Origin of the sequence: Caulobacter sp. HMWF025 (assembly GCF_003060965.1) — a bacterium.
Lineage (GTDB): Bacteria > Pseudomonadota > Alphaproteobacteria > Caulobacterales > Caulobacteraceae > Caulobacter.
The window spans coordinates 1-11,671 of record NZ_QAII01000012.1; the positions used below are offsets into that span (position 1 = coordinate 1).

Below are 11,671 nucleotides of genomic sequence, written 5' to 3' on the forward strand. Positions count from 1 at the left end.
ACCCACCTGGGATCGGAAGGGGCCGACGTCTTCTCGGCCATGGTCGCCAGGGCCCTGGCCGACGCGGTGCCTGCCCTGCGGCGGCAGTTGCTGCCCTAGAGCACCTTCGGACAAGCGTGAAACGGTCATCGACCTGATGAAGCCATCAGGTCGAAAAGGGCTCTACGACCTAGGCGTCGTCGCCCGCCTCGATCACGCCGCGCATATGGTCCAGGACGTCAGGCTCGCGGCCCGCGACGCGGATAAAGGCCTCGCCCAGATCCCGGGTTGCGTCGGCCAGGCTGGACGTGCCGTCGCTGAACCGCAGCAGGACGCTCTGGATGAAGCGCTCGAGGAGCACGTGATCTTCGCCGGTGAACTGGGTTTGCATGGGACCACGCTAGGCCTCTTCGCGGGCCCGCGCCATCACCGATACCGACCAAGAAAAAGGGCGGGCCCGCGAGGACCCGCCCTTTGCCGTCTCGGAAAGCCGGAGCTTAACGGAACAGGCTGAGCAGCGAAGACGAAGACTGGTTGGCGATCGACAGCGCCTGAACGCCCAGCTGCTGCTTGGTTTGCAGCGACTGCAGCTTGGCGCTTTCCTTGGCGAGGTCGGCATCCACCAGGTTGCCAACGCCGGCGTCCAGGCTGTCTTGCAGCTTGCCGACGAAGGTCAGGTGGGTGTCGAGGCCGACCGAGCTGGTGCCGAGCGAGGCCAGCTTGTTGGTCGCCGTCTGCAGGGCCGTGCTCACCGTGGCGATCATGGTCTTGGCGGCGGCCGCGTCGGCGAAGGTCGAGGTCGTCGTCAGACCGATGCCCGCGAGGGTCAGGGTCTTGGCGTTGACGGTCAGACCCGAGCCGTCGTTGTTGGCCAGGAAGGTCAGCTTGGTGGTGGTGCCGTCGGCAATGCTGACGCCATTGAACTTGGCGTTCGTCGCGGCCTTCGTCACCTGATCGCGCAGGGACTCAAAGTCGGCCTTAAGGGCATTGAACGAGGCGGTGTTCAGCGAGGTGTCGGAAGCGGCCAGAGCCTTTTCCTTCATCTTGCCCAGCAGGTCGGTGATGGTGTCACCGGCAGCCAGAGCGACGTCGATGGTCGACTGGCCGCGTTGCAGCGAGTCCTTCACCGAGTTCAGCGCCGTGGCTTGCGAGCTCTGGTTCTTGGCCGTGGCCCAGATCGCGCCGTTGTCCTTGGCGCTGCCCACCTTTTTACCGGTGTTGATGCGTTGCTGGACGTTGGAGAGTTCCGAGTTCGTCGTGTTCAGGTTTTGCAGCGCGATGAGAGCGCCGCTGTTCGTGTTGATGCTGTTCAGCGCCATTACGAAAGTTCCTTCTTGGAGGTCTCCGGCGTCATTTTGACCGCCGGACGGCTTTTTGCCGCCCTGCAAAAAACTCCCTAGGCAATTTATTCGGTCTGAAATTACGTGGTTAACGGAGGATAAAAATTGACATGCGGCCAGGAGAATGGCGCGAGCGCGGTGACGCGCGGACTAAATTTGTGTTTTAAAATAATAGCTTAATTTCACCCCGCGCCCTTTCCCGGCGCAGCGGCATTGCGACAAAAAAACGCAAAAAATTAGGGTGCCCCGGCGGGAGCCTTTCACGCACTAGGCAGTTTTGGCACCAAGCCTCAGCTCAGCAGCCGCCGCATGATCAGGGCGGTGACGTCGGCCAGCGCCGTCCGGTCAAGCTCGGGATCATTGACGGCCCGCATGACGATGCCGTCGAAAAGCATGGCGATCGCCGAGCAGCGGGCCTCAAATTCAGCCTCGCTCCACTCCGGCTTGCGGCTGCGCTCCAGCATCGAGCGCGCCAGGGTCCGCTCTTGCGCGTCGGCGGCCCGGACGATGGCGGCGACCTTGGGATTGCGCGCCGCCTCGGCCAGAACCTCCAGCATCAGGGCCCCGCGCCCGGGATCGAAACATTTCTCGACCGCTTCCGGCAGTTGGTCCTCAATGGCGTCCAGCAGGGTGCCGGGCCGGCTTTCCAGTTCGGCGAACTTCTCGCGCATCTCGGCCAGGTCCTGGGCGACGATGGCGGCGATGATCGCCTCCTTGTTTTCGAAGTAGCGATAGATCTGGCCGACGCTGAGGCCGGCGGCCTTGGCAATCTCGGCCATGCTGGCCCCGTGAAAGCCCGACTGGCGCACCCGCTCGCAGGCGGCATCCAGGATCTGCTGCCGACGCGCCTCCACCGAAGGCCGGCCGGGAGTCACCGCGTCATCCATGGAACGTCTCGTTCGGCATTACATTTCCGTTAGGTCAGGCAAAGAGGCTGGCCCGGGTGTTGACTTGCGACATCCAGGTCCTTATGTCCAGCCCGAGTGAGAATGAACGTTCATTCTCAAATTGTTCATCGCGCAGGTTCCGTCAAGGGCAAGAGCCCGGCGGGCGTGCTGTCTCTCCGGGGTCTCCCATGCAAGTCCATCGTTCGACGGCAACCGCCGTCGTGCTCGCCGCCGTTTCGCTGTCCCTCGCCGCCTGCGGTCCGGGCAAGGGCCCCGCCGGCGGCGGCGGCATGGGCGGCGGTCCAGCCAATGTCGGCGTCGTCATTGCCCGGGTCGAGCCCGTCAGCCTGACGACGGAGCTCTCGGGCCGCACCTCGGCGGTGCTGGTCTCGGAGGTTCGCCCCCAGGTCAGCGGCATCATCAAGGCCCGGCTGTTCCAGGAAGGCGGTTCTGTCCGCGCCGGCCAGCCGCTCTACCAGATCGATCCGGCCAGCTACCAGGCGGCCTATAACAGTGCCGCCGCCGGTCTGGCCCAGGCCCAGGCCGCCTACTCCGCCGCCCGGCTGAAGGCCGAGCGCTACAGGACCCTGGTCGAGAGCGGCGCGGTTTCCCGGCAGGACAATGACGACGTCCAGGCCGCCGGCCAGCAGGCCGCCGCCAACGTCGCCGCCCAGAAGGCCGCCGTCGACGCCGCCCGCATCAACCTGAACTACACCCGCGTCCTGGCCCCGATCTCGGGCCGGATCGGCAAGAGCAGCGTCACGCCCGGGGCCCTGGTCACCGCCGGCCAGGCCAATGCCCTGGCCACCGTCCAGGACCTGTCGAAGATCTATGTCGATCTGACCCAGTCCTCGGCCGAGCTGCTGAAACTGCAGCGCGACATGGCCAGCGGCCAGATCGGCCGCTCGGGCTCGGCCCAGGTCACCCTGAAGCTGGAGGACGGCTCGACCTATCCGCTCACCGGCAAGCTGGAATTCGCCGACGTCACCGTCGACCCGACCACCGGCTCGGTCGGCCTGCGCGCCACCTTCGCCAATCCGAACGGCGTGCTGCTGCCCGGCATGTATGTCCGCGCGGTGCTCAGCGCCGGGACCGCCAGCAACGGCATGCTGATCCCGCAGGCCGCCGTCGCCCGCGACCCCAAGGGCGCAGCCAGCGTCATGGTGGTCGGGGCCAAGGGCGTGGCCGAGCCGCGGCCGATCTCGGTCAGCCAGACCGTCGGTCCCAACTGGCTGGTCACCGGCGGCCTCAAGCCGGGCGACCAGGTGATCGTCGAGGGCCTGCAGATGGTCCGCCCCGGGGCGCCCGTGAAGGCCGCCGTCATGACCGCTCAACGCTAGGGCCCGACCGAGATGCTTTCCCGCTTTTTCATCGACCGGCCCATCTTTGCCTGGGTCGTCGCCATCGTGATCATGCTCGCGGGGGCCCTGGCCATCCGCTCGCTGCCGATCGCCCAGTACCCCTCGATCGCCCTGCCCCAGGTGTCGGTCACGGCCAACTATCCCGGAGCCTCGGCCAAGACCGTCGAGGACAGCGTCACCCAGGTCATCGAGCAGAAGATGAAGGGCCTGGATGGCCTGGAATACATGTCCTCGACCAGTGACAGCTCGGGCTCGGCCACCACCACCCTGACCTTCAAGGCCGGGACCGATGTCGACATCGCCCAGGTCCAGGTCCAGAACAAGCTGCAGACGGCCACGGCCCTGCTGCCCCAGGAGGTTCAGCAACAGGGCCTCAGCGTGGTCAAGTCGACCCAGAACTTCCTGATGGTTGTCGGGCTCTATTCCGACGCCACGGGGACGACCAATGTCGATCTGGCCGACTATATCGCCGCCAACATCCAGGACCCGCTGAGCCGCGTCGAAGGCGTGGGCGACGTCCAGCTGTTCGGGGCCCAGTACGCCATGCGCATCTGGCTGGACCCCGACAAGCTGGCCAGCCTTGCCCTGACCCCGGCGGATGTTACCAACGCCATCAAGGCCCAGAATGCCCAGGTTTCGGCTGGTCAGCTGGGCGGCACCCCCGCCGCGCCCGGCGTAGCCCTGAACGCCACCATCTCGGCCCAGTCGCGCCTGCAGACCCCCGAGCAGTTCGGCGCGATCATCGTCCGTAACTCCACCGGCGGCGCGATCGTGCACCTGCGCGACGTGGCCCGGGTCGAGCTCGGGGCCGAAAGCTATGTCTTCAACGCCCACTTCAACGGCAAGCCCGCCGCCGGCCTGGCCGTCAAGCTGGCCCCGGGCGGCAATGCCCTGGACACCGCCAAGGCGGTCAAGGCCCGCATGGCCGAGCTGTCGAAGAGCTTCCCGCAGGGCTACGAATATGTCGTTCCCTACGACTCCACGCCCTTCGTCGCCCAGTCGATCGAGGAAGTGGTCAAGACCCTGGCGGAAGCCATCATCCTGGTCTTCATCGTCATGTTCCTGTTCCTGCAGAACTGGCGCGCGACCCTGATCCCGACCATCGCCGTGCCGGTTGTGCTGCTGGGCACCTTCGGGGTGCTGGCGGTGCTGGGCTACTCGATCAACACCCTGACCATGTTCGGCGTGGTCCTGGCCATCGGCCTGCTGGTCGACGACGCCATCGTCGTGGTCGAAAACGTCGAACGGGTGATGAGCGAAGAGGGCCTCTCGCCCGTCGAAGCGACCCGCAAGTCGATGAAAGAGATCAGCGGAGCCCTGATCGGCATCGCCCTGGTGCTGTCGGCGGTGTTCGTGCCCATGGCCTTCTTCGGCGGCTCGCAGGGCGTCATCTACCGCCAGTTCTCGATCACCATCGTCTCGGCCATGCTGCTGTCGGTGGTCGTCGCCCTTGTGCTGACCCCGGCCCTCTGCGCCACCCTGCTGAAGCCGGTCGCCAAGGGCCACACCATTGCCGACAAGGGCTTCTTCGGCTGGTTCAACCGCAGCTTCGACCATGCCAGCAGCAACTATCAGCGCGCCGTCCGCGCCATTCTGGGCAAGAGCGGGCGCTGGATGCTGGCCTATGCCGCGATCATCGCCGTCATGGCCGTGCTGTTCATCCGCCTGCCGACCTCGTTCCTGCCGGAAGAAGACCAGGGCACCATCTATACCCTGGTCCAACTGCCGGCCGGCGCGACCGATGCCCGGACCCAGGGCGTACTCAAGCAGGTCGAGAGCCACTTCCTGGCCGACAAGGCCGTGAAGTCGATCTTCACCGTCTCGGGCTTCAGCTTCGGGGGCGCAGGCCAGAATGCGGGCCTGGCCTTCATCAGCCTCAAGCCGTTTGACGAGCGCAAGAGCCCGGACCTGAAAGCCGCCGCCGTGGCGGGGCGGGCCTTCGGGGCCTTCTCGCAGATCCGCGACGCCATGGTCTTCCCGATCGTGCCGCCGGCCGTGCAGGAGCTGGGCAATGCCTCGGGCTTCGACTTCCAGCTGCAGGACACCGGCGGCGTCGGTCACGAGGCCCTGATCAATGCCCGCAACATGGTGCTCGGCATGGCCGCCCAGAACCCGGTCCTGGCCGGCGTTCGTCCCAACGGCCAGGACGACACCCCGCAGCTGCGGATCGATGTCGACCAGGCCAAGGCCGGGGCCATGGGCCTGACCACCGCCGACATCAACTCGGCCCTCAGCACCGCGCTCGGCGGCTCCTACGTCAATGACTTCATCGACCGGGGCCGGATCAAGAAGGTCTTTGTCCAGGCCGACGCCCCGTTCCGCATGAAGCCCGAGGACCTGAACCGCTGGTTCGTGCGCAACAGTAGCGGCCAGATGGTGCCCTTCTCGGCCTTTGCCACCACCCAGTGGACCTACGGCTCGCCGCGCCTGGAACGCTATAACGGTCTGTCCTCGGTCAATATCCAGGGCACCCCGGCGCCCGGCCAGAGCTCCGGCGCGGCCATGGCGGCCATGGAAGAGATCGCCGCCAAGCTGCCCCCGGGCATCGGCTATGAATGGACCGGCCTGTCGGCCCAGGAACGGGAGTCGGGCAACCAGGCACCGGCCCTCTACGCCCTGTCGATCCTGGTCGTCTTCCTGCTGCTGGCGGCCCTCTATGAGAGCTGGTCAATCCCGCTGTCGGTGATCATGGTCATCCCGCTGGGCGTCGTCGGGGCCCTGCTGGCCACCACCCTGCGCGGCCTGTCCAACGACGTCTATTTCCAGGTCGGTCTGCTGACCACCATGGGTCTGGCCGCCAAGAACGCCATCCTGATCGTCGAGTTCGCCAAGGACCTGCACGAGAAGGGCATGGGCCTGATCGAGGCGACGCTCGAGGCCGTCCGCATCCGCCTGCGGCCGATCATCATGACCTCGCTGGCCTTCATCTTCGGCGTCCTGCCTCTGGCGATTTCCAACGGGGCGGGCTCCGGCAGCCAGCATGCCATCGGCACCGGCGTCATCGGCGGCATGATCTCGGCGACCCTGCTGGCGATCTTCTTCGTCCCGCTGTTCTTCGTGATCGTCGAGAAGACCTTCAAACCCAAGCCCAGGCGCGTCGACGAGACGCCCGCGATCCCGGCCGAGGGGCACTGACATGACCTTGCTTCGCAACCTCACCCTGACCCTGCTGGCGGCCACGTCCCTGACCGCCTGCACCCTGGCCCCGACCACCGTCCGGCCCACCCTTCCGGTGGCCCAGACCTGGCCGACGCCGCAGGCCGAGACCGCCGCCTCGGCCGCCGACCTGGCCTGGCGGGAGGTCTTCACCGACCCCCGTCTGGCCGGGACCATCGATTTGGCCCTGAAGGAAAACCGCGACCTGCGCGTGGCCCTGCTGAACATCGAGCAGGCCCGCGCCCGCTACGGCGTGCAGCGCGCCGCCCTGCTGCCGGGGATCAACGGCACCGTCTCGGGCACCAACAGCCGCACGCCGGCCTCGGTCAGCCAGACCGGCGCTGCGCTCGAGACCGAGCAGTACAGCGCCAGCGTCGGCCTGAGCGCCTATGAGCTGGACCTGTTTGGCCGGGTCCGCAGCCTCAACCAGGCGGCGCTGCAAAACTGGCTGGCGGTGCGCGAAAACGCCCGTACGGCGCAGATCAGCCTGATCGCCCAGACCGCCGGGGCCTGGCTGACCCTGGCCGCCGACGAGGACCTGCTGCAGCTGGCCCGCGACACCCTCGCCGCCCGCGAGGACTCGCTGAAGCTGGTCCAGGCCCGGGTCGAGGCCGGCGCGGCCGGGACCCTGGACCTGCGCCAGGCCCAGACCCTGACCGAACAGGCCCGGGCCGATGTCGCCGCCTATGTCGCCCAGGTGAACCAGGACCGCAACGCCCTGCGGCTGGTGGTCGGCACCGACATCCCCGACGACCTGATGCCGGCCGGGGGCCTGGTCACCGCCCAGATCCTGGCCGACCTGCCGCCGGGCATGGTCTCCGACGTCCTGACCCGTCGCCCCGACGTGCTGGCCGCCGAGCACCAGCTGGCGGCGGCCAATGCCGATATCGGCGCGGCCCGGGCGGCCTTCTTCCCGCGCATCAGCCTGACCGCCTCGACCGGAGCGGCCAGCGGCGCGCTGGGCGACCTGTTCGGCAACGGTACCGGAACCTGGAGCTTTGCCCCGGCCGTCAGCCTGCCGATCTTTGCCGGCGGGGCCAACAGGGCCGGTCTGGACAGCGCCAAAGCCGGTCAGGGCATCGCCGTGGCCACCTATGAGAAGACCGTGCAGACGGCCTTCCGTGAGGTGGCCGACGCCCTGGCGGTGCGCGACACCATCACCGACCGGGTCGCCGCCCAGGAACGGCTGGTGGCCGCCGCCGCCGACAGCCAGCGCCTGGCCCGGGCCCGCAAGGAGGCCGGGCTCGACTCCAGCCTCACCCTGCTGGACGCCCAGCGCACCCTCTACGCCGCCCGGCAGGGCCTGATCGCCGCACGGCTGATCCAGGCCGGCAATCGGGTAACGCTCTACAAGGTCCTCGGCGGCGGCGCGCCCGCCGCCTGACGGACCCTGACAGCTCCCCCGGTTACGGCCGGGGGTGTTCGCGGCGTCCTCCCACCCCCGACGCCGACGAACGGAAGAGGCGTGCTCCTCCCCCCCAATCCCAGGGGCGCGCCTCTTCCCCCTCCTCGAAAGCGGCCGTCGCGAAACAGCCTTAACGCCGCTTTCAGCCAGTTTGCAAACGTTTGCATCATCGTTTTCTGGTGCTACGGTCCGCGATATGCCCGGTGGGAGGGATCTTGATGAAAACAGCGATGACCTGGGCCGGGATTGTTTGCGCCACTTTGCTGTCGATGGTGGCCGTGGCCACCGCCTCGCCGGCCCGCCCGGACACGCTCTATGCGCCCAAGCCCGCCGTGCGCCTGACCCATCCCGAATGGTCGAAGAACGCCGTTCTCTATCAGCTCAACACCCGCCAGTTCACGAAGGAAGGCACGCTGAAGGCCGCCACGGCCCAGTTGCCGCGCCTCAAGGCCCTGGGGGCCGACGTGATCTGGCTAATGCCGATCCACGAGATCGGGGTGAAGAACCGCAAGGGCACCCTGGGCAGTCCCTATTCGGTGAAGGACTATTACAGCGTCAATCCCGAGCTCGGCACGCTGGACGACCTGAAGGCCTTTACCGCCGAGGCTCACCGCCTGGGCCTGCACGTCATTCTCGACTGGGTGGCCAACCACACCGCCTGGGACAATCCCCTCACCGTCCAGCACCCTGAATGGTACGAACGCGACCTCGACGGCCACTTCCGCCCGACGCCGTGGTGGGACTGGTCGGACATCATCAATCTCAGCTACGCCAAGGCCGAGACCCGCCAGTACATGACCGAGGCCATGATGTACTGGGTTCGCGAGGCCGATATCGACGGCTTCCGCGCCGATGTCGCCGGCTTCGTGCCGCTGGACTTCTGGGAAACCGCCCGCGCGCAGCTCGAGACCATCAAGCCGGTCTTCCTGCTGGCCGAATGGGAAATGCGCGACGTCCACTATGCCGCCTTCGACGCCAGCTATGCCTGGAGCTGGAGCGAGGCGATGCGCAAGATCGCGCGGGGCGAGGCCGACGTGAACGCCCTGTTCGTCTTCTATTCGTGGAACGAAAGCGCCTATCCGCGCGAGGCGATGCGGCTGGTCATGACCTCCAACCACGACCAGAATGCCTGGGAGGGCACCGAGTTCGAGTGGTTCGGCCCGGCCCGTGAGGCGGCCATCGTGCTGTCGGTGGTCGGGGAAGGCCTGCCGCTGATCTATAACGGCCAGGAAGCCGGCAACGAGAAGCGCCTGGCCTTCTTCGAGCGCGACCCCATCGTCTGGCGCGAACATCCGCAGGGCCGGCTGTTCAAGACCCTGTTTGCTCTCAAGCACGCCAACAAGGCCCTGTGGAACGGCCAGTGGGGCGGGCGCATGCATTCGGTGGTCAACAGCGCGCCCGGCCAGGTGCTGAGCTTCTTCCGCCGGGTCGAGGGTGACCAGGTGTTTGCGGCGATCAATTTCAGCGGCCAGGCCCGCAGCGTCACCTTCACGGGCAGCCATCACCTCGGGGCCTATGTCGATGCGTTCAGCGGCGAGGCGATGACCCTCGAGAACACCACGGCCATCACCCTGCCGGCCTGGGGCTACCGCGTACTGGTCCGGGGCGGTGGCGCAGCGGGGCGATCGGCAGCCGAATGACCACACTCCGCATACGGAATTACCCATTTTGAGTTGACAGAGGTGACGCAGCGGAAGATGCGCCCGGGCGGTTTACCCTTCTTTAGCCATACCTTTGTTCAATCGTTTGCGGAAACATCCCTCGAACTTGGACGCATGCGATGCTCGACCTCGGCAATGCCTTCGGCGGCAAGGCTGCTGAAACCCTGGCGGCGCTCGACCGTTCGCTGGCCACCATCGAGTTCGATCCGACCGGCACGATCCTTACCGCCAATGCCAACTTCTGCCGGGCCATGGGCTACGAACGCTCCGAGATCATCGGCAAGCACCACAGCCTGTTCGTCGACGCCGACTACCGCCAGAGCCAGGACTATCGCGACTTCTGGGCCAGACTGGCGCGGGGCGAGTTCGAGCAGCGCGACTTTCTGAGGATCGGCAAGGGCGGGACCGAGGTCTGGATCCAGGCCGCCTACACGCCCGTCCGCAATGCCGCCGGCAAGGTCACGCGGGTGGTCAAGGTCGCCTCGGTGATCACCGAGCAGAAGCAGCGCGCGGCCGAGAACGACGCCAAGCTTGCGGCGATCGGCAGGGTTCAGGCGGTCATCGAGTTCACCCCGCAGGGCCTGGTCCTCGACGCCAACGACAACTTCCTCCAGGCGCTCGGCTACACGCTTTCAGAGATCAAGGGCCAGCATCACCGGATGTTTGTCGCCCCGGAAGACGCCCGCTCGGCGGACTATGACGCCTTCTGGAAAAAGCTGAACGCCGGGGAGTTCGTCGCCGCCGAGTTCAAGCGGATCGGCAAGGGCGGACGGACCGTCTGGATCCAGGCCTCCTACAATCCGGTCTTCGATGCCCGGGGACGGGTGGCCAAGGTGGTCAAGTTCGCCACCGTGATCACCGGCCGCGTGGAGGCCGTCGAACAACTGGCCGATGCGCTGGAGAGCCTGGCCGCAAACGACCTGGCCTACCGGATGGACCGGCCGATCGATCCCCAGTTCCAGAAGGTGCGCGACGACTTCAATGCGGCCATCAGCGCCCTGGACGAGACCATGGGCGGGGTGGCCAGCGTGATCCAGAGCGTCGGGGCCGGGGCCGACGAGATCAGCCGGGCCTCGGACGACCTTTCCCGCCGAACCGAGCAGCAGGCCGCGAGCCTTGAGGAAACCGCCGCCGCGCTCGACGAGATTACCTCGACCGTGAACCGCAGCGCCGAGGGAGCCAAGCAGGCGGCCGGCGCCGCCTCCGAAGCCCGGGTGGACGCCGCCAAGTCGGGCGAGATCGTCAGCGGCGCCGTTACGGCCATGGACGAGATCGAGACCGGCTCGAGCCAGATCAACCAGATCATCGGCGTCATCGACGAGATCGCCTTCCAGACCAACCTTCTGGCCCTCAATGCCGGGGTCGAGGCGGCCCGGGCCGGCGAGGCCGGGCGTGGCTTTGCCGTCGTCGCCCAGGAGGTGCGGGCCCTGGCCCAGCGCTCGGCCGATGCGGCCAAGGAGATCAAGGTCCTGATCGCCAACAGCTCGGCTCAGGTCGAACGCGGCGTCAAGCTGGTCGGCGAGACCGGCCGGGCCCTGAGCGGCATCGTCAGCAAGGTCAGCCAGATCGACAGCCTGATCACCGAGATCGCCCAGTCGTCCCGCGAGCAGGCCACCGGCCTCAACGAGGTCAATGTCGCGGTCAACCAGATGGACCAGGTGACCCAGCAGAATGCCGCCATGGTCGAAGAGACCACGGCCGCCTCGGCCAACCTGCAGACCGAAGCCGCCGAGCTGCGCCAGATGATCGCCCGCTTCCGGACCAGCGCCGGCCACGGCCGCGCGGCCCCGACGCGGGCTCCGGCCCGCGCACCGGCCAGTCGCCCGGGCTCCCTTGCCCCCGCCCCGCGTCCGCGGCCTTCTGCCCCGCCGGTGCGCGGCAA

General features: G+C 67.2%; 8 protein-coding genes and 1 pseudogene. 6 read left to right on the top strand and 3 right to left on the bottom strand.

Annotation, left to right across the window (positions count from 1 at the left end; all coding sequences use genetic code 11):
* Positions 1-99: pseudogene (locus DBR10_RS01610) on the top strand (lysophospholipase); the annotation flags it as partial.
* Between the two features lie 70 nt (positions 100-169).
* On the opposite strand, the gene DBR10_RS01615 reads toward DBR10_RS01610, so the two are convergent.
* The 3 genes from DBR10_RS01615 to DBR10_RS01625 all read right to left on the bottom strand — a co-directional run bounded on the left by DBR10_RS01615 (position 170) and on the right by DBR10_RS01625 (position 2,206).
* Complete coding sequence (locus DBR10_RS01615) at positions 170-370, bottom strand: hypothetical protein (RefSeq protein WP_108503888.1); 201 nt, start codon at positions 368-370, stop codon at positions 170-172.
* 106 nt (positions 371-476) lie between these two features.
* The gene (locus tag DBR10_RS01620; RefSeq protein ID WP_108490247.1) at positions 477-1,298 is read right to left on the bottom strand and encodes a flagellin; all 822 of its coding nucleotides are present in this window, start codon (positions 1,296-1,298) and stop codon (positions 477-479) included.
* Between the two features lie 311 nt (positions 1,299-1,609).
* Positions 1,610-2,206 carry a TetR/AcrR family transcriptional regulator gene (locus tag DBR10_RS01625; RefSeq protein WP_108503887.1) on the bottom strand — a complete coding sequence of 199 codons (597 nt, stop codon included), beginning with the start codon at positions 2,204-2,206 and terminating at the stop codon, positions 1,610-1,612.
* A 188-nt stretch (positions 2,207-2,394) separates the two neighbouring features.
* Between DBR10_RS01625 and DBR10_RS01630 the strand changes: the two genes are divergently transcribed.
* From DBR10_RS01630 to DBR10_RS01650, 5 genes are all read left to right on the top strand, one after another.
* Positions 2,395-3,546, top strand: a complete 1,152-nt coding sequence (locus tag DBR10_RS01630) for an efflux RND transporter periplasmic adaptor subunit (protein ID WP_108490073.1) — start codon at positions 2,395-2,397, stop codon at positions 3,544-3,546.
* Between the two features lie 12 nt (positions 3,547-3,558).
* A complete protein-coding gene (locus DBR10_RS01635) occupies positions 3,559-6,702 on the top strand; it encodes an efflux RND transporter permease subunit (protein WP_108503907.1) in 3,144 nt (1,047 codons plus the stop codon).
* 7 nt (positions 6,703-6,709) lie between these two features.
* Positions 6,710-8,107 carry an efflux transporter outer membrane subunit gene (locus DBR10_RS01640; RefSeq protein WP_272482598.1) on the top strand — a complete coding sequence of 466 codons (1,398 nt, stop codon included), beginning with the start codon at positions 6,710-6,712 and terminating at the stop codon, positions 8,105-8,107.
* Positions 8,108-8,346: 239 nt separating this feature from the next.
* Positions 8,347-9,768 carry an alpha-amylase family glycosyl hydrolase gene (locus DBR10_RS01645; protein WP_199223519.1) on the top strand — a complete coding sequence of 474 codons (1,422 nt, stop codon included), beginning with the start codon at positions 8,347-8,349 and terminating at the stop codon, positions 9,766-9,768.
* Positions 9,769-9,908: 140 nt separating this feature from the next.
* Positions 9,909-11,671, top strand: a 1,763-nt coding sequence (locus tag DBR10_RS01650; RefSeq protein ID WP_108556099.1) for a methyl-accepting chemotaxis protein, incomplete at its 3' end; no start/stop codon positions are given.